We start from the raw sequence: 20192 nt of genomic DNA on the forward strand, positions 1-20192 counted from the left end.
GCGTCTGGCGCAGGATCGCACGTGACACCGGCCATTTACGCGCTACCCTGTTGACCGAATGGCTGATGGAGGCACATATGAAAATCACATGGCTTGGACATTCCGGTTTCCGGATCGAGATCGCGGATCAGGTTCTGCTGCTCGACCCATGGATGACCGGCAACCCGATGTTCCCCGCCGGCAACCGCGCCGAGGCGATCCGCGGGGCCACCCATATCCTGCTGACCCACGGGCACGGCGACCACACCGGCGACAGTCTGGCGATTGCAAGGGAACTGGATATCCCCGTGGTCGGGATTTATGACCTGATGAGCTGGTGGGAAGCCAAAGAGGGCATCAAGACCGTCGGCTTCAACAAGGGCGGCACGGTCAAGTTGGGGCAAGTGTCGGTGACGTTGGTCAACGCGGTGCATTCGTCATCTGTCGGGTCCGACAACGGCCCGGTCTATGCCGGATCGGAGGCGGGTTTCATGATTTCGGGCGAAGGCCACACGATCTATGCCACCGGCGACACCGATGTCATGGCCGACATGAAGGTGTTCAACGACCTGCACGCCCCCGACATCGGCATTCTGTGCGCCGGCGGGCATTTCACCATGGATATGCGGCGCGCGGCCTATGCGGCCAAGACATTCTTCAACTTCAAGACGGTGATTCCCTGCCACTACCGGACCTTTCCGCTGCTGGAGCAATCGGCGGACCTGCTGAAGGCAGAGTTGGCGGGGGTAGACGTGATCGAGCCGCAGGTGATGCAGCCGATTTCGATCTGACGGCGGTCCGCCCTTAGCCCAGGCGGCGGTTCGCAAAAAACTGTTTGAGAATCGCTGCGGACTCTGCGCCCGCGATGCCGTCATAGACCTCTGGCACATGATGGCATTGCGGGTGCTCGAATATTCTTGGCCCCCCTTCGACCCCGCCTGATTTCGGGTCCGAAGCGCCATAGTAAAGCCGCGCGATGCGGGCGGCGGACATTGCCGTGGCGCACATCGCGCAGGGTTCCAGCGTCACATAAAGCACATAACCCGGCAAACGTTCCGACCCGGCCGCGGCGCAGGCGGCGCGAATGACCAGGATTTCGGCATGTGCCGTCGGATCGTTCAGTTCCCGCGTCCGGTTTCCCGCTTGTGCTGCGATCTGCCCCCCCGGCGCGACAAGGACCGCGCCCACAGGCACCTCGCCCCGCAGGGCAGCGGCGCGGGCCTCTTGCAGGGCGATATGCATGTAGCTGGTGAATTGGGTCATGAAACGGGTGTGCCCAATCCATGCGCCCTTGCCAAGCCGCTTTCTATTTCCCGCAACCCGCGCTATGCGATGCAAATGAGCACAGAGACACCCAAAGGCGACCGGATCGCCAAAGTATTGGCCCGCGCGGGTCTTGCGTCCCGCCGCGATGCGGAGCGGATGATTGCCGATGGACGCGTCAGCGTGAACGGCAAGGTCATCAACAGCCCCGCGCTGAACGTCAGCCCGAAAGACAAGATCGTTTGCGACGGCAAAGCCGTGGGCGAACCAGAACCCCCGCGCCTGTGGATGTACAACAAGCCCACCGGCCTTGTGACCAGCGCGCGCGACGAAAAGGGCCGCGACACGGTCTTTGACCACCTGCCCGAAGATATGCCACGGGTTGTGTCGGTGGGGCGGCTTGACCTGAACTCCGAAGGTCTGATGCTGCTGACCAACGACGGCGAGATCAAGCGCAAGCTGGAACTGCCCTCGACCGGCTGGGTGCGGAAATACCGCGTCCGCGTCAAAGGCGAACCCAATGACGATGTGATCGAGCCGATCCGCAAGGGCATCACCATCGACGGCGAACGATTCCAGCCGATGGCGGTGTCGATCGACCGCCAGAAAACCACAAACGCCTGGCTGACCATCAGCCTGCGCGAAGGCAAGAACCGCGAGATCCGCCGTGCGCTTGAGGCCGTAGGTCTGGAAGTGAACCGCCTGATCCGCGTCAGCTATGGCCCGTTCCAGCTGGGTGAATTGCAGTCGGGCGAGGTTCAGGAAATCAAGACCCGTATCATGCGCGACCAGTTGGGCATGGCGCCCCTGTCGCTGGACGATACCGGCACCGCAACCAAGAAACTGGTGCGCGGGCCGCGCAAACCTGCCGGCGGCAAGCCCGGCGGGCCGCGCCCGACAGGGACAGGTCCAACAGGGGCACGAACCACGGGTCCGACTGGCCCAAGGGCGTACGCAGGCAAGACGGGCGCCGCTAAGGCGGGCGCGGGTAAGGCTTTCGCAGGCAGGACGGGCGGCACCAAACCGGCCAACGCAAAGCCGTGGGATACCAAACCCGAGGACGACAAACCAACGGGCAGAAAACCCGGCGGACCGCGCCCCGCGCGCAAGCCCCCGACGCGTAAATAAGCGGCATAGCGGCGGAAACCCCCGCAAACCCTGCCTTTCCTTGGCGTTAACGCTAGCAAGGCGGCGGGGCATCGCCTATATCTGTGGCGTATTATTGTTTCGGGGGTTTTGATGTCGGAAACTGGCTTGCAGAAACTGGCATATGTTCTCCTTGTTGCATTGACCCTTTATGTCGCTGTGACAGGAGGCGCATGATGGCCGAACGGTTTGGCGGAAAATACAGCCCTGACGGCAGCCGAAGCACCCCTTCCGGCACCACCGACCCTGCCCCTGCGAACCCGTTCCACGGCAAGCGCCGGACCCGTGTCGGGGGCCGCGCCAATCTGCTGTTCTTCATTCCGCTGCCGCTGGCCTTTCGCGCGTTCTTTGGCAGCCCCACAGAACTTGCGCTGAATCTGGCCGCCTGTGGTGTGCTTTTGCTGGCCGCATGGCTGACCCGCGAAGGGCTGTTCGCGCAGGACGCCTATGATGCCCGCAAAGTGGCGCGCCGCCCAGCCCTGCCCCGCAAGATGATCGCCAGCGTGCTGACCGGCGCGGGCCTCGGGCTTGCCGGTCTGGCAACGCCCGATGGCCTGTCCGCCCCGATCATTTACGCGGTACTGGGTGTCGTGCTGCACGGGTTTGCCTTTGGCCCCGATCCCCTGCGCGACAAGGGCATGGAAGGGATCGACAGCTTTCAGTCCGACCGCGTCGCGCGGGCCGTGGGCGAGGCCGAAAACTATCTGGCGGGCATGTCCGATGCGATCAAACGCGCGGGCGATCGCAAGATGACAGGCCGCGTCGAGCGCTTCCAGACCGTCGCCCGACAGATGTTCCGCACAATCGAGGAAGACCCGCGCGACCTGACCAGCGCGCGCAAGTTCATGACCGTTTATCTGATGGGGGCCCGTGACGCGACGGTGAAATTCGCCGACCTTTACGCGCGCAACCGTGATGCGAAGGCCCGCAGCGACTACGAGGCGCTGCTGGACGATCTGGAATCCCATATCAACGCGCAGACAAAGGCGATGCTTTTGGATGACCGTTCCGATCTGGATATTGAAATCGAAGTTCTGCGCGAGCGATTGCAGCGCGACGGCGTGCGCGCCAGATAATTTGAAAAGGGTAAATAATGACTGATTCTATTCGTGAGAAAGCAGCCAGAGACCTGATGCTGGTCGAGGAAGTGACAGCCGTTGTGCTGCCCGACCCCTCGACAGAGCTGGTCGTGATGGCAACCGCGCCGAAACCCGTCGCCGCCGAAATCAAAAAGCGGATGGACGAGATCGACATGGCCGACACGAATTCCATCGTGTCCTTCGGGTCATCCGCACAGGCCGAATTGCAGGTCATCAGCCAGACAATGCTGGCCGACGTCCGCAACAAGGATGTCGGGCCTGCGGGCGACAGCCTGCGCGACATCGTCACCACCATTCGCGGCTTTTCCGTCAGCGAACTGGACGTGCGCCGCCAGCAGTCCTGGTGGGAAAAGCTGCTGGGCCGCTCTGCTCCCTTCGCCAAATTCGTGGCAAAGTTCGAAACCGTGCAGGGCCAGATCGACAAGATCAGCGACAACCTGCTGAAGCACGAACACACGCTGCTGAAAGACATCAAGTCGCTGGATGTGCTGTACGAAAAGACGCTGGATTTCTACGACGAGCTGGCGCTTTACATCGCGGCTGGCGAAGAGAAACTTCACGAACTGGATCACAAGACCATCCCCGCCAAGGAAAAGCTGGTCGACAAAGCGGCCGAGGACAAGGCCGTGATGCAGGCGCAGGAGCTGCGCGATCTGCGCTCTGCCCGCGACGATCTGGAACGCCGTGTGCATGACCTGAAACTGACGCGTCAGGTGACCATGCAATCCTTGCCGTCGATCCGTCTGGTTCAGGAAAACGACAAATCGCTGGTGACCAAGATCAACTCGACCCTCGTCAACACCGTGCCGCTGTGGGAAACGCAACTGGCACAGGCCGTCACGATCCAACGCTCTGCCGAGGCCGCGACCGCTGTGCGCGAGGCCAACGACCTGACGAACGAGCTGTTGACCGCGAACGCCAAGAACCTGCGCAGCGCCAACAAGATCATCCGCGAGGAGATGGAGCGCGGCGTGTTCGACATCGAGGCAGTGAAAACCGCAAATGCCGAATTGATCGCGACCATCAACGAAAGCCTGCAAATCGCCGACGCGGGCAAGGCCAAGCGGGCCGCAGCCGAGGAAGAGCTGAAGAAGATGGAGGCAGAGCTGCGCGACACATTGGCCAGCGCCAAGGCACGCGACGACAAGACCGGTTTCAACACCGGAACCTCCGTCCCGAACAGCTAAGACGCAATCGTGCGACATGCCCGCCTCAAATCCACAGCGCTTGTCGTTGCCAGCCTGATCGGGCTGGCAGGATGCGAGGAGGGCATGGGCGTAAGGCCGTCACCGATTCCGCCCATGCGTCCGGCGATAGCACCCGCAACACCGGATGCGCCCAAGGTGCAATCGGCTGAAAGCCGCGCGATGGCCGCCAGTTTCCGCCGTCTGGAAAACGATCTGGTATCGCAGGGACTGTTGCGCACCGACGGCGGCGGGCCGGATGTGCCGTTTTCCGCGCGGATGCTGGCGGACAACTTTGTCCGCATCGCGCTGTATGATGAATACATCAGCCGCGGCGGCGTCCTTTTGGCCCGCGAAACCGAAAGCCGTCTGCGCCGCTGGGACACGCCTGTGCGCATGCAGGTGGAATTCGGCGCGACTGTCCCTGCCGATCAACGGGTTCGCGACCGCAACAGCATCACGGCCTATGTCAACCGCCTGTCGCGGATCAGCGGCTTGCCCGCCACGCAGGCCAGCAGCGGCGCGAACTTCCATGTGCTTGTCCTGAACGAGGACGAGCGCAAGGCAATCGCGCCCCGCCTGCGCGCCCTTGTGCCCGGCATCGACAACAGTGCGCTGCGCACGATCACCGAACTGCCGCAATCCACGCTATGCCTTGTCTTCGCGTTTTCCGAAGGGTCAGGCAGTTCGTCCTACACCCGCGCCGTGGCCGTGATCCGGGGGGAACACCCCGACCTTTTGCGCCTGTCGTGCATCCACGAGGAAATTGCGCAGGGGCTGGGCCTTGCCAATGACAGCCCCGCCGCGCGGCCCTCTATCTTCAACGACGACGAAGAGTTCGGCCTGTTGACAACGCAGGATGAACTGATGCTGAAGATCCTGTATGATCGGCGTCTGCGCACCGGCATGACACTTGCCGAAGCCAGACCGATTGTAGACATCATTGCCCGCGAATTGATGGGCGGCGAAAGCTGACAAGACCAACGCCAGACCAAGGAGATATTTCATGGGTATTTTTGATTTTCTAAGCGGCGAATTTATCGACGTCATTGCATGGACCGACGACACCCGCGACACGATGGTCTGGCGGTTCGAGCGCGAGGGCCACGAGATCAAATACGGCGCCAAGCTGACCGTCCGCGAGGGTCAGGCGGCGGTTTTCGTGCACGAGGGGCAGCTGGCGGATGTGTTCACGCCGGGCCTTTATATGCTGGAAACCAACAACATGCCGGTCCTGACAACGCTGCAGCATTGGGACCACGGGTTCAAAAGCCCTTTTAAATCAGAGATTTACTACGTCAACACGACGCGGTTCAACGATCTGAAATGGGGCACCAAGAACCCGATCATCCTGCGCGACCCCGAATTCGGCCCTGTGCGCATCCGCGCCTTCGGCACCTATTCGATCCGCGTGACGGACCCTGCGAAGTTCCTGATTGAAATCGTCGGCACAGACGGCGAATTCACCATGGACGAGATCAGCTTTCAGATCCGCAACATCATCGTGCAGGAATTCAGCCGCGTCATCGCCAATGCCAGAATTCCCGTGCTGGATATGGCCGCCAATACCGCCGATCTGGGCAAGCTGATTGCAAAGGAAATCAGCGGCACGCTGGAAGGGTACGGCCTGTCGATGCCCGAACTTTACATCGAGAACATCAGCCTGCCCCCCGCCGTCGAAGAGGCGCTGGACAAACGGACGTCGGTGGGACTGGCCGGTGATCTGGGCAAGTTCACACAGTATTCCGCAGCCGAGGCCATGACCTCGGCGGCCAGCAACCCAAGTGGCGGCGGCGGCATGGGGGCCGGTCTTGGCATGGGGCTGGGCATGGCGATGGCGGGCCAGATGGCCAATCAGGGGCCATGGGGGGCAGCACCGCAGGCGCAGGCCGCACCGCCGCCCCCCCCTGCCCCGGTCGAGCACGTCTGGCACATCGCCGAATCCGGCGAAACCAAGGGGCCGTTTTCCAAGGCCTCGATGGGGCGCATGGTCACCGAAGGCGGGCTGAAGCGTGACTCGCTGGTCTGGACCGCCGGGCAGGACGGCTGGAAACCCGCCGACGAGGTGATGGAACTGGCGCAACTCTTTACCGTCATGCCGCCGCCCCCGCCAAAGGCCTGATCCGGCCGATGAACGCGCCTTTGCAAGAACACCGGTTTCCCTGTGATGCCTGCGGGTCCGACATGCGCTTTGCCCCCGGCGAGGACCGTCTGGTCTGTGACCATTGCGGCAATACCGCCCCGATCGAAGGATTGGGGCGGGCCAGCGCGGCGATCCGCGAGATCGACTACAGCGCCGGGCTGGCAGGGCTGGACGCTGCGGAAATCGAGGAAACCCGCGTTCTGAATTGCACCAATTGCGGGGCTGCCGTTGAATTCGACGCGGCGATCCACGCCGCCGAATGCCCGTTTTGCGCGGCGCCCTATGTCACCGACACCGGCATCAACCGCCACATCAAGCCCCGCGCCCTTTTGCCCTTCGCCCTGACAGAACGCGAGGCAAAGGAGGCGATGAACCGATGGTTGGGCCGCCTGTGGTTCGCGCCCGGCGGGTTGCAGGACTATGCCCGCAAAGGCCGCCGGATGGAGGGCATCTATGTGCCCTACTGGACCTACGACGCTCAGACCAAAAGCCGCTATTCGGGCCAGCGCGGCACCGTGTATTACGAGACGCAAACGGTCATGCGCGATGGCAAGCGGCAGCAGGTGCAGGTGCAAAAGGTCCGCTGGACCCCTGCCAGTGGCCGCGTCGCGCGGTTCTTCGACGACGTGCTTGTGCTGGCGTCGACATCCCTGCCGAAACGGTTCACCGACGCACTGGCCCCCTGGGATCTGTCCGCGCTGGAACCCTATGCGCCAGAGGTTCTGGCCGGCTTTCGCGCCGAGGCCTATACCGTTGATCTGGACGACGGCCTGACCGAGGCGCGCGCCTATATGGACCGCGTGATAGAGCGGGACGTCAAGTTCGACATCGGCGGCGACCGGCAACGGATTCACCGGATCGACACCGATGTCAGCGCGATCACCTTCAAACACATCCTGTTGCCGGTGTGGATGGCCGCCTATAAATACCGTGGACGCACGTTCCGCTTTGTCGTCAACGGGCGCACCGGATCGGTGCAGGGTGAACGCCCGTGGTCCGCATGGAAGATTGCCTTTGCGGTAATCGTCGGCGCGTTGATTGCGGCTGCGGTCGGGTATTTCGCCGCGCAGCGATAGTTGCGTAATACGGGTGAATTGAGTATTACGCATGGAAGTTAGCGCTAACGGAATGGAATCCAGATGATCCTATGCTGCGGAGAAGCCCTTATCGACATGCTGCCGCGTCGCTCTGTTGCGGGTGAACCGGCCTTTGCCCCCTATGCGGGTGGTGCGGTGTTCAACACGGCGATCGCGCTGGGTCGTCTGGGCACGAAAACCGGTTTCTTTTCCGGCCTGTCGTCCGACCTGTTCGGTGACGTCCTGCGCGAGACGCTGGCGGCAAGCGGCGTCGGCTGTGATCTGGCCCATGTGACGAACCGCCCGACCACGCTGGCCTTTGTGCGACTGGTCAACGGTCAGGCCACTTACGCCTTTTACGACGAGAACACAGCCGGACGCCTGTTGACGCCGGACGATCTGCCGGCTCTGCCCGACGAGATCGAGGCGCTGTTTTTCGGCGGCATCAGCCTGATGGTCGAACCTTGCGGCATTGCCTACGAGGCGCTGATGACGCGCGAGGCCCCGTCGCGGGTTACCATGATCGACCCCAACATCCGCCCCGGTTTCATCACCGACGAGGACACCTATCGTTCTCGCATCGCCCAGATGATTGCGATGGCCGATATCGTCAAACTGTCGGACGAGGATCTGCACTGGCTTGAGGGCGAGGGAGAGATCGCGACACTGGCCCATGGCATTCTGGCCAAGGGTCCGTCGCTGGTCTGCATCACCGAGGGCGCAAAAGGTGCCACCGGATACACCAAACACCACAGCGTTCATGTGGCCGCAACACCCGTCGCGGTGGTCGATACCGTTGGTGCGGGCGATACGTTCAACGCGGGCGTTCTGGCATCCTTTGCCACCGCTGGCGCGCTAAACAAGACCAGCCTGTCCAACCTCAGCGACGCCGCGTTGCGCGACGCGCTGACCCTTGGGGTGCGGGCCGCTGCCGTGACAGTCAGCCGCGCGGGGGCAAACCCGCCGACGGCCGCAGACCTGGCATGAGGGCGCTGCTGCAACGTGTGACCGGCGCAAGCGTGGCTGTGGACGGGGCTGTGATCGGCCAATGTGGTGCCGGCCTTCTGGTTCTTGTCTGCGCGATGCAGGGCGACACAAAGGCGAACGCCGATGCGCTGGCCGCCAAGATTTCAAAACTGCGGATTTTCAAAGACTGCGACGGCAAAATGAACCGGTCGATCCTTGACACCGGCGGCTCGGCCCTGATTGTCAGCCAGTTCACATTGGCTGCCGATACCTCTGGCGGGAACAGGCCGGGGTTTTCCACCGCCGCAAAGCCAGAGCAGGGACGCGCGCTATACGAATATTTCGTAGAACGGATGCGCGATCTGGGCATCACCAGCGAAACCGGCGAATTCGGCGCGGATATGGCCGTCAGCCTGACGAATGACGGCCCCGTGACCCTGTGGATGGATATCTAGCGCCGGACCGGACTAGCATTCCCGTCCCATCACCAGCACCCAGTATGGCCCGGTCGGGCTGCTTGCCACGGCCAGCCCGAATTCACTTGCCTTTCTTGCCAGCAGATTCTTGCGGTGCCCCGTCGATTTCATCCACGCGTCCATGACCACGGGCATCGTCTTTTGCCCCTGCGCCAGATTTTCAGCGCCAAAGCAGAACCTGTAGCGCACAGCCTTGACCCGCGACTTCAGGTTGGACCCGTTGGGCGCGACATGGGCGAAAAACCCCTGTGTCGCCATCGCGCAAGCATGCCCTTCGGCGGCCTTTGTCAATTTCGCGGACACCCCCAGCGGGCGCAGGCCATTCGCCTTGCGAAGCGCATTCAACTGCGATTGTGCCTGCGCCATCGTCGCATTCGAGGTGTCCACCTTGCAGCTGGCGGCATAGGTCGGTGCGGCGCAAAACATGGCAAGTGCCAGTGCGCCCGCACCGATTATCCTGAGCAGTCTCATCCGTAATCCTTATGTTTCGTGTCCAGTGTGTAAAACAGACACTATCCGAAGAATCTTAACCAGACTTTTTCACAAACTCGGTCAGAATGACGATATGTTGCCCATTCACGCGGCCTTCGATATGGGCGGCGTTGTCGGGAACAAGCGCGATCCCGCGCACAGCCGTGCCGCGCTTGGCGGTAAAACCGCCGCCCTTGACCGGAAGATCCTTGATCAGGGTCACCGTATCGCCGGCAGCCAGCAAAACACCGTTCGCATCGCGATGCTCGACCTCTGGCAGGTCGCTGGCCGCACTTTTCTCGGCCCAAGCCAGAACCTCGGGGTCGAGATAGGCGATTTCCAGTGTGTCCCGCGCCCATGGCTCTGCGGCAAGGCGCTGCAACAGGCGGTAGGCCGTGACCTGAACGGGGGCGATCGTGCTCCATATTGCTTCGGTCAGACAGCGCCAATGCGGGTCGTCGCTGATCTCTCCGGTGACGCCTTTCAGGCAGGTGCGGCACAAAAGGATCGCCGTGTCTGCCGAACCGTCGGCATCCGGGGGCACATCACAGGCGCTGCGGGCATTTTGCATGCCGCAAAGTTCACAGGCGCCGCCGCTGCGGCCTGTCAGATCGGATTCCAAAGACATTACATACCCTTTCAAAGGCTCGGATCGGGCGCATGCCAATAAGATGCGCAGGGGCGGACAAGGCGCCTATAATTCAGGCAAATTTTCCAACACGCGCTCATTACACGAACATAGCTGGCAAAACAATCGGCGAAGCCCGCTAGGGTGACCGGACCTGCGCAATGCACCGGTCCCGCCAATAAACGATGGTGGACACCGGCGATCTGTGAGACAAAATCAACAGCAACCCTTTAGCGATCGGTGCCTATGTCCGTCCTTGCAAGCATTTACCACCTTACCCACTACAAATATGACCGCCCCGTCACGCTGGGCCCCCAGATCGTGCGATTGCGGCCCGCGCCGCACAGTCGCACGCGGGTCGTGTCGCATTCGGTCAAGGTCAGCCCGTCCGACCACTTTGTGAATTACCAGCAGGACCCCTACGGCAACTGGCTTGCGCGCTATGTGTTCCCGAACCCCGTGACAGAGTTCAAGATCGAGGTGGATGTTGTTGCCGATATGACGGTCTACAACCCCTTCGACTTTTTCGTCGAGGAAAGCGCGCAGCAGTGGCCGTTCACCTACCCCGAGGACATCGACCCCGATCTGGTGATCTACAAAACGCCCGAACCCGTTGGCCCGCATCTGGCCGGGTATCTGGCAAAGATCCCGCGCACCCCGACCGGCACTGTGGATTTCGTGGTCGGGCTGAATGCCAAGCTGTCCGCCGACATCGGCTATGTCATCCGCATGGAACCCGGTGTGCAAACCCCCGAGGAAACCTTTGGAACCGGCTGTGGATCGTGCCGCGACACAAGCTGGCTGCTGGTGCAGATCCTGCGCAATCTGGGCTTTGCCGCGCGGTTCGTATCGGGCTATCTGATCCAGTTGAAACCCGATCTGGTGGCCATCGACGGCCCCGCCGGGGCAACGCATGACTTCACCGATCTGCACGCCTGGTGCGAGGTTTACCTGCCCGGCGCCGGTTGGATCGGGCTTGACCCCACCTCTGGCCTGTTGACCGGAGAAAGCCATATTCCCGTGGCCGCCACCCCACATTACTGCACGGCCGCGCCGATTTCGGGCATGGCCAGCTACGCCGAGGTCAGCTTTGACTTTGACATGCAGGTCACCCGCATGGCCGAGCATCCGCGCATCACCAAACCGTTCTCGGATGCGTCATGGGATGCGCTGAACGCCCTTGGGCACAAGGTCGATCAGGCCCTTGCCGAGGGCGACGTGCGCCTGACAATGGGCGGAGAGCCGACATTCGTGTCGATCGACGACTTCGAGGCGGGCGAGTGGAACACCGACGCCGTCGGCCCGACCAAACGCGTCTTTGCCGACCAGATGATCCGCCGTCTGCGCGACCGCTTCGCGCCCGGCGGGTTCCTGCATTACGGTCAGGGCAAGTGGTATCCGGGGGAAACCCTGCCGCGCTGGACCTTTTCGCTGTATTGGCGGGGCGACGGCAAACCGGTCTGGTCCAACCCTGATCTGATCGCGACAGAAGGTGCTGACGGCAATGTCACCCCCGAAAACGCGAACACGCTGTTGGGGTCGATCGCCGAAGAACTGGGCGTGCCTGCGGAAAACGTTGTGCCCGCCTATGAAGACCCCGCCGAATGGATCCTGAAAGAGGGCAACCTGCCCGAAAACGTCACCCCGCAGAATTCCGAACTGAAAGACCCCGAAGAACGCCACCGAATCGCGCGGGTCTTCGGGCGCGGCCTGACCGAACCGTCGGGCTTTGTGCTGCCGGTGCAGCGCTGGCAGTCCCGCGCGGCGGGCCATGGCTGGAAATCCGAGAAATGGAACCTGCGGCGCGGCAACCTTTATCTTGTGCCGGGGGACAGCCCCGTGGGCTACCGCCTGCCTTTGGGGTCGCTGCCGCATGTCGGCGCGTCCGATTACCCCTATATCAACCCCGCCGACCCCTTCGACGAACGCGGTGCCCTGCCCGATTTCGCCCGACCCGAACCGCTGGCCCAGCATACGCAGGACCGTGCCAGCTTTACCGCGTCGGAACCGGTGCAGGACCGGATCGAGCAAAAGATCAGCGATCTGGGCGGCGCGGTGCGCACCGCGATTTCGGTCGAACCCCGCGACGGGCGGTTGTGCATCTTCATGCCGCCGGTGGAAAAGGTCGAAGACTATCTTGAACTGGTCGCCGCCGCAGAGGCCGCCGCGAAAAAGCTGGGGATGCCGGTCCATATCGAGGGCTACGGCCCCCCGAACGACCCACGCCTGAACGTGATCCGCGTGGCGCCCGACCCCGGCGTGATCGAGGTGAACATCCACCCCGCGTCGAACTGGCAGGATTGCGTTGCCACCACCGAGGCCGTCTATGAGGAAGCCCGCCAGATCCGTCTGGGCGCCGACAAGTTCATGATCGACGGACGGCACACCGGAACCGGCGGCGGCAACCATGTGGTTGTCGGCGGCGCGACCGCGATCGACAGCCCGTTTCTGCGACGCCCCGATCTGCTGCGCAGCCTGATCCTGTTCTGGCAGCGCCATCCGGCGATGTCCTATCTGTTCTCGGGGATGTTTATCGGCCCGACGTCGCAGGCCCCCCGCATCGACGAGGCGCGGCACGACAGCCTGTACGAGCTGGAAATCGCGCTGGACCAGATCCCGCATCCCGACACGGGGACGCCGCCGATGCCATGGCTGGTGGACCGCCTGTTGCGCAACCTTCTGGTCGATGTGACCGGAAACACCCACCGCGCCGAGATCTGCATAGACAAGCTGTATTCACCCGATGGCCCCACAGGGCGTCTGGGTCTGGTCGAATTCCGCGGCTTCGAAATGCCGCCAAACCCGCGCATGAGCCTTGCGCAGCAACTGCTGATCCGCGCCATCATCGCACGGATGTGGAAAACGCCGATGGTCGGCAATCTGACCCGCTGGGGCACCACGTTGCAGGACCGTTTCATGCTGCCGCATTACGTCTGGGAGGATTTCAGCGAAGTCCTGCGTGACCTGCGCCAGCACGGGTTCGACATGCAGGCCGAATGGTTCGAGGCGCAGGCGGAATTCCGGTTCCCCTTCTGCGGCGAGGTCGAATACGAGGGCGTCAAGCTGGAGCTGCGTCAGGCGCTGGAGCCCTGGCATGTGCTGGGCGAGACCGGTGCGATCGGCGGCACGGTGCGCTATACCGACAGTTCCGTCGAACGGTTGCAGGTCAAACTGACCGGCGCGGACCCCGACCGCTATATCGTCACCTGCAACACTCGCCGCGTGCCGTTGCAAAAGACCGGCACCGCAGGCGTCGCCGTTGCCGGTGTGCGTTACAAGGCGTGGCAGCCTGCGTCGTCCTTGCATCCGGCTCTGCCGGTCAACGCGCCGCTGACGTTCGACATCTACGACACATGGACCGGAAAATCGCTGGGCGGCTGTGTCTATCACGTCGCCCATCCGGGCGGTCGCAACTACGAAACCTTCCCGGTGAACGGCAACGAGGCAGAGGCGCGCAGGCTGGCGCGGTTCGAACCTTTGGGCCATACTACCGGCCCGTTCGAGCCCGTGCCAGAGACACCGCATCCGGAATTCCCGATGACGCTGGATCTGCGGCGTGCGCCCGGCCTGTGATGCAGGATCGGGCGCGTCCCGGCACGGTGCCCCGCCTGCTGGCGGCGTATCGCACCCTTGACGGTGTGCCGGACGAGCTTGTGGATTCTGCGGGGAATATGCGCCCCGCATGGGCCGGGTTGATCAACCACCTGTCCGCGCGGGATCCCGAAGCCATCCTGCGCGACTTCGGGCGGGGCGACCAGTATCTGCGCGACGCGGGTGTGTTCTTTCGCAAATACGGCGACAAGAACATCGCCACCCGCGACTGGCCCCTTAGCCCGCTGCCGATCATCCTGCCCGACACCGAATGGCAGCAGATCGCCGAAGGCCTGACCCAGCGCGCCGATCTGCTGGAGATGGTCGCCGCCGATCTTTACGGCCCCAATCGGCTGGTGGCCGAGGGGCACCTGCCCGCCAAGGTCATCGCGGAAAACCCGCAATGGCTGCGGCCTATGGTGGGGGTGACGCCGCAATCGGGCAAGTTTCTGCACTTTATCGCGTTCGAAATCGGGCGCGGTCCTGACGGGCGTTGGTGGGTGCTGGGCGACCGGACAGAGGCACCGTCGGGCGCGGGGTTCGCGCTGGAAAACCGTGTGGCAAGCACGCGCATCTTTCGCGACCTTTATCGCGGGGCCAATGTTCACCGGCTTGCCGGGTTCTTCAAATCCCTGCGCAAGGCGCTGCACGGGCTGCACACCGATCCCACCAGTGAACTGGGCATCCTGACGCCGGGCCCCTTGACCGACACCTATTACGAACAGGCCTATATCGCGCGATACCTTGGCCTGACCCTGATGGAAGGCGAGGATCTGACCGTCGAGGACGGCAAGCTGAAGCTGCGCACCGTCTCGGGTCTTGCGCCTGTGGATGTGCTTTGGCGGCGGATGGACGCGATCTGGTCCGATCCGCTGGAACTGGAGGAACAATCGCAACTGGGCACCCCCGGCCTGATGTCGGCAATCCGGCAGGGCAATGTCACCATGGTCAATGCCTTGGGCGTTGGCGTGCTGGAAATGCAGGCGATGATGGCCTTTCTGCCGCTCATCAGCCGCGCGCTGACCGGCGAGGCGCTGAAAATCCCCAATATCGCGACATGGTGGTGCGGTCAGGCCAAAGAGTTGGCTCATGTCCGCGCCAATGCCGCCAGAATGATGGTGGGGCCGGCGCTATCGACACGCCTGCCGTTTGAATCCGACGGGGCCTATGCCCTTGGCGGCAAAACCCACGGAACGGGCGGGCTGAGCGTGGATGACTGGCTGGCCCGTGACGGGGCATCGCTGGTCGGGCAGGAACTGGTGACGCTGTCGACAACGCCGGTCTATGAGAACGGCGCCCTTGTGCCGCGCCCCATGTCGATCCGCGTGTTTCTGGCCCGCACGGCTACGGGCTGGACCGTGATGTCGGGCGGGTTCGCCCGTATCGGCACCTCGCATGACACCAGCGCCATCGCCATGCGGAACGGCAGCTCTGTCGCGGATGTCTGGGTTGTCAGCGATCAGCGGGTCAATGATGCGTCGATGCTGGACGACCCGCAGAAACCCTTTGTCCGCGCGCCGTCGATCCGGCTGCCCAGCCGCGCCGCCGACAACCTGTTCTGGCTTGGCCGTTACATCGAGCGCACCGAGGGCCTTTTGCGCCTGACCCGCGCCTATAATGCGCGGCTGGACGAGGCGTTGAGCGACGACACCGCCCTTTTGGTTGCCATGCGCGCCTGCCTGCGGGACAACGGCGTCGATCCGGCAGACCCGATCCCCGACGGGCTGCGCAAGACAATGGCGGCCGCCGTGAACAGCGCCAGCCAGATCCGCGACCGGTTTTCTGTCGATGGCTGGGCCGCACTGCAGGATCTGGACAAGACAATGGGCGCGATGGTGCAAACCGCCACCACCGGCAATGATGCGGCCCTTGCCATGGGGGTTCTGCTGCGCAAGATCACCGGATTTTCCGGCCTCGTCCATGAAAACATGTATCATGCAAAAGGCTGGCGGTTTCTTGGTATTGGCCGCGCATTGGAACGGGCCGCCAACCTTGCCGACATCCTTGTGCGGTTTGGCGACCCTCTGGCGCCCGATGGCGCGCTTGATCTTGCGGTCGAGCTTGGCGATATCTCGATGACCCACCGCCAGCGCTATGGCGTCACGACCCAACGCGACAGCGTCGTGGACCTGCTGGGCCTTGATGCCAGAAACCCGCGGTCGGTTCTTTACAACCTGACCGAAATTCTGGCGCAGGCGGAACGACTGGGCGCGGGCGACGACCTTGGCCAGCTTAGCGATTTCGGGCGCAAGGTGCTTGCCGTGCAATCCTTTGTCACGCTTCAGGCACCCCAAACGATGGACAGTTCTGCATTGCGCGCGGTGCGGGCCGATATTCTGGGCCTGTCGGACGCGCTGACACTGGCATACCTGCAATAAAGGAGCGGTGCGATGATCTATGATACCATTCTGCGCATCAGCTATGTCTACGCCGGCGTGGCCAGCGGCGGGCGTCACCTTGCACGGTTGCTGCCGCTTGATCTTCCTGCGGAACAACGCCTTGTCCTGGGTCACCTGAACATTTCGCCCGAACCGTCAGAGCGCCTGGACCGAACCGATTTCTTCGGCAACAACGCGGTGGAATTCGCGTTTCGCACGCCGCACAAAGACATCGTTCTGAACCTGCATGCCCGCGTTGACCGGCTGGCAACGGGGGCCCTGCCCACGCAGTCCTGCCGCCTGCGCGATCTGGCCACCGACACTGCCGCCTGCCGCGATCTTGGCCCCGATGCCCCTGTGCATTACCTTGCACCTTCGGCGCGGGTGCCCCTGCTGGACGAAACGACCGCTTATGCCCGCGCACAGCTTGCCCCCGACATGACAACGCTGGACGCGGTTCTGGCCGTCGGCACGGCGCTGCACCGCGACATGCGCTTTGATCCGAAGGCCACCACGGTCGAAACCCCGATGACCGAGGCCTTTGCCAACAGGCACGGCGTCTGTCAGGACTTTTCGCATGTGATGATCGCCTGCCTGCGCGGGCTTGGTATTCCGGCGGGCTATGTCAGCGGATTCCTGCGCACGCAACCGCCCCCCGGTCAGGCCCGGCTAGAGGGCGCGGACGCGATGCACGCCTGGGTGCGGGCATGGTGCGGATCAGGGGCAGGATGGGTGGAGTTCGACCCCACCAATGCCGTGACCGCAGGCCAGAACCATATCGTCGTTGCCCGCGGACGGGACTACCACGATGTCTCTCCGGTAAAGGGAATTCTGCGCGCGGCAGGCGGCCAGCGCAGCGAACAGGCGGTAGACGTCATTCCACGCGCCGGCACCTAGTGCGACGCGAGATGCGACATTCTGTAAAGTAAAATGGTGCCCAGGGGCGGATTTGAACCACCGACACGAGGATTTTCAATCCACTGCTCTACCCCTGAGCTACCCGGGCACGGGAGAACGATACTCGTTCAGGGTGCGCGTGTTTTAGGCGGTGATGGCGGGGCTGTCCAGAGGCATTTGCAGATTTTCACCGGCTTTTTATCCGCCGGTGAATCAAGGGGTTCAGTGGGGTTTCTGAGGGACGTTCTGCATGGCCTGTTCGGCCTCCTCGACATCCTCGGGGCTGTCCGCAGGGATGGCATAAGATCCGGTCAGCCATTTACCCAAATCAATATCCGCACAGCGTTTCGAACAGAAAGGCCGGTATTTCGGATCTGTATCCTTGGCGCAGATCGGGCAGGTCATAGGGGCAGAATATCCGTCAGGGGCAGGCGTTCGCGTTTGCGTTGCAGCTCAAAATGCCCGATCGGAGTCCAGCCGACAAGGGCTGTCTCTATCGGGTCGTTGCGGAACGTGCCGCGCAGGGATTGTTCCAGCTGTTTGCGGTCATTCTTGGTCATCGGTGCGAAATCCACCGTCACCTGACCGCCAAGACCGCGCAGCCGAAGCTGACGTGGCAATTCGCGCGAGGCGGCAAGATTGGCCTTCAACCCGGCGGCAGGCGAAGTGTCGCCGCCGGTGTTCACGTCAACCGCCACAAGCGCGCGGGTCGGTTCGACATACATATAGGCACCGTTCGCCAGTTCGACACGCGGGCTGGACAGCGCGTCGATCGCGTCAAGCACACCCAGATCGGCAAAGCTTCCGGCCTTTGTGGCAATCTCTGCCGGTTTCGGGTCGGACCATTCGCGCCAGGCCAGCATAAGCGGGTCGGCCCCGTCCAGCAGCAGTTCGGCGTCCCCTTCGGCATCGGCCAGAACGGCTGCGGCCAGATCCATCATTTCGGCAATATCGGTGGCAATCTCGTCCTCGTCGCCGAACTCGCAGGACGAGCGCAGGATCAGACCGAAGGTATTGCCCTCGGGAATAACGTCATGGGCCAGCCCGAGCAGCTCCTCGCGCTTGTCCTCGTCCTTGATCACGCGGCTGATGTTCAGACCCGGCGCATCGGGTGTGACAATCGCGTAGCGGCTTTTGAACAGCAGGCGGTCGGTGACCGGCACGGCCTTGCCGGCCTCGGAATACCCCGTGACCTGCACCAGAAGGCGCTGACCGGGTGTCAGGCCCTTGGAATTGCGCAGAAACGCGCTTTCGCCATCGGGTAGACGCAGAAAAATCCCACCCTGCCCTTTCAGGGGGCGATCGACAATGCCGCGAAAGATAGAGCCGGGGGATGGCGCGCCATCCTCGGGGCCGTCGATCAGAAGGTCGTCCAGGCGCCCCTCGTGGATCAAGGCGGCGGCGGTGCGGCCACCGATCTGGTCTAGGGCGACAACGCGGCCTATCATGGGCGATCTCCGGTGATGGGGTAGCCTGCTGCGGCAAGCAGTGTGGCAGTTTCGGCAAGGGGCAAGCCCACAACGCCGGTAAAGGATCCGCTGATCCACGGAATAAAGGCACCTGCGGCGCCCTGGATGCCATACGCGCCCGCCTTGCCCTGCCATTCGCCGGACAGAAGATAGGCGTTCAGTTCCGCATCACTGATGTTCTTCATTTTGACCGTGGTCACGACATCGCGTTCCCAGACCCGTTCGCCATGCTTGACCGCCACAGCCGTGATCACACGGTGGCGCCGACCGGCCAGCATCAGCAAAAACTCTGCCGCCTGCCCCGCATCTTTGGGTTTCCCAAGAATGCGCCGCCCCAAAGCCACGGTTGTATCGGCGCAGATCACCACCTCGTCGGGGGCGGCCACGATGGCCTTTACCTTTTCACGGGCCATGCGCGCGCAATAGGGGCGCGGCAGTTCGCCTTTTGTCGGGTCTTCGTCGATGTCGGGGGCGCGGATGTCATCGGGCAATAGCCCAAGCTGCGCCAGAAGATCCTTCCGGCGCGGGCTTGCAGAGCCCAGTACAAGACGCACTGCGCTACTTGAAACGATAGTTGATCCGACCCTTGGTCAGATCATAGGGGGTCATCTCGACCTGTACCTTGTCGCCAGCCAGAACACGGATGCGGTTTTTGCGCATCTTGCCTGCCGTATGAGCGATAATTTCATGGCCGTTTTCAAGCTCGACCCGAAATGTCGCGTTCGGCAGGAGTTCCTTCACGACACCAGGAAATTCGAGCGTGTCTTCCTTGGCCATGTTCACTCCGTTGTTGCGATGTCCGCTGTCTGCGAACGAATGTCTAAATGCGCCGGAAGTCGCCGGTTTTCAAGGCATAGTTACGGGCAATTTCGCCTTTGTGACGCGAATAGCGCCCAAGTTGACCGGTTTCAGACCCGATCCGCCGCAAAGGCATCAGAATCGCCCGCCCCTCAGGCCGCGCCTGCATCTTCCAGAGGCGGGCCAAAGCGCGCCAGAATACGGTTAATGATCTGGTCGCGAGACTGCCTGTAGGACGAAAGACGGCTTTCGCGCCCCTCGCCAAGGCCCGTGGGGTCCAGAATCGGCCAGTATTCCACCTCGATATGCGCCAGACGTGTCATGTCCAGCGCGCAGCGCTGACTGGCGGGGGACAGTGCAATGATCAGATCGAACCCCGACAGGTCATCGCCCCATTGCTGCATCTCGTCAAAGGACCGTGACCTGTGGCGCGACAATTCCACGCCGATCTCGGCGCAGACGGAAACCGAAAAGCCGTCGATCTCCAGGTCATTCTTGACGCCGGCGGATTGCACATAGGTCTTCTGGCCGTAGAACTTTTTCATGATCCCCTCGGCCATGGGCGAACGGGCAGCGTTGTGGTCGCAACAAAACAACACCGAAGAGGGAAGCGGCGCGTCTGTCACA

20 protein-coding genes and 1 tRNA gene are annotated in these 20192 nt (G+C 62.6%); 12 read left to right on the forward strand and 9 right to left on the reverse strand.

Annotated features, from left to right (window positions below; all coding sequences use genetic code 11):
- The first annotated feature begins 77 nt into the window (after positions 1-77).
- The gene (locus tag ACEN2R_RS12550) at positions 78-770 is read left to right on the forward strand and encodes a metal-dependent hydrolase (RefSeq protein ID WP_442042774.1); all 693 of its coding nucleotides are present in this window, start codon (positions 78-80) and stop codon (positions 768-770) included.
- 13 nt (positions 771-783) lie between these two features.
- Here the strand turns inward: ACEN2R_RS12550 and ACEN2R_RS12555 are convergent, their stop codons facing one another.
- A complete protein-coding gene (locus ACEN2R_RS12555; RefSeq protein WP_442042676.1) occupies positions 784-1242 on the reverse strand; it encodes a nucleoside deaminase in 459 nt (152 codons plus the stop codon).
- 75 nt (positions 1243-1317) lie between these two features.
- Between ACEN2R_RS12555 and ACEN2R_RS12560 the strand changes: the two genes are divergently transcribed.
- The 8 genes from ACEN2R_RS12560 to dtd all read left to right on the forward strand — a co-directional run bounded on the left by ACEN2R_RS12560 (position 1318) and on the right by dtd (position 9312).
- Positions 1318-2370, forward strand: coding sequence for a pseudouridine synthase (locus ACEN2R_RS12560; protein WP_442042678.1), 1053 nt, complete (start codon positions 1318-1320; stop codon positions 2368-2370).
- A gap of 194 nt (positions 2371-2564) precedes the next feature.
- Positions 2565-3464 (forward strand): 5-bromo-4-chloroindolyl phosphate hydrolysis family protein, encoded by a 900-nt coding sequence (locus ACEN2R_RS12565; RefSeq protein ID WP_442042680.1) that lies wholly within the window; start codon positions 2565-2567, stop codon positions 3462-3464.
- Between the two features lie 17 nt (positions 3465-3481).
- The gene (locus ACEN2R_RS12570) at positions 3482-4675 is read left to right on the forward strand and encodes a toxic anion resistance protein (protein WP_442042682.1); all 1194 of its coding nucleotides are present in this window, start codon (positions 3482-3484) and stop codon (positions 4673-4675) included.
- A 6-nt stretch (positions 4676-4681) separates the two neighbouring features.
- Positions 4682-5647: a DUF2927 domain-containing protein gene (locus ACEN2R_RS12575; RefSeq protein ID WP_442042776.1), complete on the forward strand. Its 966-nt coding sequence runs from the start codon at positions 4682-4684 to the stop codon at positions 5645-5647.
- Between the two features lie 31 nt (positions 5648-5678).
- Positions 5679-6794: an SPFH domain-containing protein gene (locus tag ACEN2R_RS12580; protein ID WP_442042684.1), complete on the forward strand. Its 1116-nt coding sequence runs from the start codon at positions 5679-5681 to the stop codon at positions 6792-6794.
- 8 nt (positions 6795-6802) lie between these two features.
- Positions 6803-7891, forward strand: a complete 1089-nt coding sequence (locus ACEN2R_RS12585; RefSeq protein ID WP_442042686.1) for a primosomal protein N' (replication factor Y) - superfamily II helicase — start codon at positions 6803-6805, stop codon at positions 7889-7891.
- 63 nt (positions 7892-7954) lie between these two features.
- Positions 7955-8878: a carbohydrate kinase family protein gene (locus ACEN2R_RS12590; protein ID WP_442042688.1), complete on the forward strand. Its 924-nt coding sequence runs from the start codon at positions 7955-7957 to the stop codon at positions 8876-8878.
- The gene (dtd, locus tag ACEN2R_RS12595) at positions 8875-9312 is read left to right on the forward strand and encodes a D-aminoacyl-tRNA deacylase (RefSeq protein WP_442042690.1); all 438 of its coding nucleotides are present in this window, start codon (positions 8875-8877) and stop codon (positions 9310-9312) included. The genes ACEN2R_RS12590 and dtd overlap by 4 nt, the downstream gene beginning before the upstream one ends.
- Positions 9313-9324: 12 nt before the next feature.
- Here dtd and ACEN2R_RS12600 read toward each other — a convergent pair whose 3' ends face one another.
- A complete protein-coding gene (locus tag ACEN2R_RS12600; RefSeq protein ID WP_442042692.1) occupies positions 9325-9804 on the reverse strand; it encodes a CAP domain-containing protein in 480 nt (159 codons plus the stop codon).
- 55 nt (positions 9805-9859) lie between these two features.
- On the reverse strand, positions 9860-10432 hold the full coding sequence (locus ACEN2R_RS12605; RefSeq protein WP_442042694.1) for a PhnA domain-containing protein: 573 nt from the start codon (positions 10430-10432) through the stop codon (positions 9860-9862).
- 246 nt (positions 10433-10678) lie between these two features.
- Here ACEN2R_RS12605 and ACEN2R_RS12610 point away from each other — a divergent pair, with 246 nt between their 5' ends.
- From ACEN2R_RS12610 to ACEN2R_RS12620, 3 genes are read left to right on the forward strand one after another with little or no spacing between them, the layout of a single operon-like run.
- Complete coding sequence (locus ACEN2R_RS12610; RefSeq protein ID WP_442042696.1) at positions 10679-14005, forward strand: transglutaminase family protein; 3327 nt, start codon at positions 10679-10681, stop codon at positions 14003-14005.
- Positions 14005-16401: a circularly permuted type 2 ATP-grasp protein gene (locus ACEN2R_RS12615; RefSeq protein ID WP_442042698.1), complete on the forward strand. Its 2397-nt coding sequence runs from the start codon at positions 14005-14007 to the stop codon at positions 16399-16401. Before ACEN2R_RS12610 ends, ACEN2R_RS12615 begins: the two co-directional genes overlap by 1 nt.
- Positions 16402-16413: 12 nt before the next feature.
- Positions 16414-17298 (forward strand): transglutaminase family protein, encoded by an 885-nt coding sequence (locus tag ACEN2R_RS12620; RefSeq protein ID WP_442042700.1) that lies wholly within the window; start codon positions 16414-16416, stop codon positions 17296-17298.
- A gap of 34 nt (positions 17299-17332) precedes the next feature.
- Here ACEN2R_RS12620 and ACEN2R_RS12625 read toward each other — a convergent pair.
- From ACEN2R_RS12625 to ACEN2R_RS12650, 6 genes are all read right to left on the reverse strand, one after another.
- Positions 17333-17407 (reverse strand) — tRNA-Phe (locus tag ACEN2R_RS12625).
- Between the two features lie 113 nt (positions 17408-17520).
- Positions 17521-17703: a DNA gyrase inhibitor YacG gene (locus tag ACEN2R_RS12630; RefSeq protein WP_442042702.1), complete on the reverse strand. Its 183-nt coding sequence runs from the start codon at positions 17701-17703 to the stop codon at positions 17521-17523.
- Positions 17700-18746, reverse strand: coding sequence for a ribonuclease E/G (locus ACEN2R_RS12635; RefSeq protein WP_442042704.1), 1047 nt, complete (start codon positions 18744-18746; stop codon positions 17700-17702). Before ACEN2R_RS12635 ends, ACEN2R_RS12630 begins: the two co-directional genes overlap by 4 nt.
- A complete protein-coding gene (locus ACEN2R_RS12640; RefSeq protein WP_442042706.1) occupies positions 18743-19321 on the reverse strand; it encodes a Maf family protein in 579 nt (192 codons plus the stop codon). Before ACEN2R_RS12640 ends, ACEN2R_RS12635 begins: the two co-directional genes overlap by 4 nt.
- Positions 19322-19325: 4 nt before the next feature.
- Positions 19326-19544: a translation initiation factor IF-1 gene (gene infA / locus ACEN2R_RS12645; protein ID WP_005978431.1), complete on the reverse strand. Its 219-nt coding sequence runs from the start codon at positions 19542-19544 to the stop codon at positions 19326-19328.
- A gap of 173 nt (positions 19545-19717) precedes the next feature.
- Positions 19718-20191: an arsenate-mycothiol transferase ArsC gene (locus ACEN2R_RS12650; RefSeq protein WP_442042709.1), complete on the reverse strand. Its 474-nt coding sequence runs from the start codon at positions 20189-20191 to the stop codon at positions 19718-19720.
- Position 20192 lies beyond the last annotated feature (1 nt).

Origin of the sequence: Pseudogemmobacter sp. W21_MBD1_M6, from assembly GCF_052119585.1 — a bacterium.
Lineage (GTDB): Bacteria > Pseudomonadota > Alphaproteobacteria > Rhodobacterales > Rhodobacteraceae > JBGQOJ01.

Coding starts and splice junctions, on each gene's coding strand:
- ACEN2R_RS12550 (WP_442042774.1), top strand. CDS start 78: ATGAAAATCACATGGCTTGGACATTCCGGTTTCCGGATCGAGATCGCG.
- ACEN2R_RS12585 (WP_442042686.1), top strand. CDS start 6,803: ATGAACGCGCCTTTGCAAGAACACCGGTTTCCCTGTGATGCCTGCGGG.
- infA (WP_005978431.1), bottom strand. CDS start 19,544: ATGGCCAAGGAAGACACGCTCGAATTTCCTGGTGTCGTGAAGGAACTC.
- dtd (WP_442042690.1), top strand. CDS start 8,875: ATGAGGGCGCTGCTGCAACGTGTGACCGGCGCAAGCGTGGCTGTGGAC.
- ACEN2R_RS12620 (WP_442042700.1), top strand. CDS start 16,414: ATGATCTATGATACCATTCTGCGCATCAGCTATGTCTACGCCGGCGTG.
- ACEN2R_RS12605 (WP_442042694.1), bottom strand. CDS start 10,432: ATGTCTTTGGAATCCGATCTGACAGGCCGCAGCGGCGGCGCCTGTGAA.
- ACEN2R_RS12630 (WP_442042702.1), bottom strand. CDS start 17,703: ATGACCTGCCCGATCTGCGCCAAGGATACAGATCCGAAATACCGGCCT.
- ACEN2R_RS12570 (WP_442042682.1), top strand. CDS start 3,482: ATGACTGATTCTATTCGTGAGAAAGCAGCCAGAGACCTGATGCTGGTC.
- ACEN2R_RS12560 (WP_442042678.1), top strand. CDS start 1,318: ATGAGCACAGAGACACCCAAAGGCGACCGGATCGCCAAAGTATTGGCC.
- ACEN2R_RS12580 (WP_442042684.1), top strand. CDS start 5,679: ATGGGTATTTTTGATTTTCTAAGCGGCGAATTTATCGACGTCATTGCA.
- ACEN2R_RS12635 (WP_442042704.1), bottom strand. CDS start 18,746: ATGATAGGCCGCGTTGTCGCCCTAGACCAGATCGGTGGCCGCACCGCC.
- ACEN2R_RS12555 (WP_442042676.1), bottom strand. CDS start 1,242: ATGACCCAATTCACCAGCTACATGCATATCGCCCTGCAAGAGGCCCGC.
- ACEN2R_RS12615 (WP_442042698.1), top strand. CDS start 14,005: ATGCAGGATCGGGCGCGTCCCGGCACGGTGCCCCGCCTGCTGGCGGCG.
- ACEN2R_RS12600 (WP_442042692.1), bottom strand. CDS start 9,804: ATGAGACTGCTCAGGATAATCGGTGCGGGCGCACTGGCACTTGCCATG.
- ACEN2R_RS12590 (WP_442042688.1), top strand. CDS start 7,955: ATGATCCTATGCTGCGGAGAAGCCCTTATCGACATGCTGCCGCGTCGC.
- ACEN2R_RS12610 (WP_442042696.1), top strand. CDS start 10,679: ATGTCCGTCCTTGCAAGCATTTACCACCTTACCCACTACAAATATGAC.
- ACEN2R_RS12565 (WP_442042680.1), top strand. CDS start 2,565: ATGGCCGAACGGTTTGGCGGAAAATACAGCCCTGACGGCAGCCGAAGC.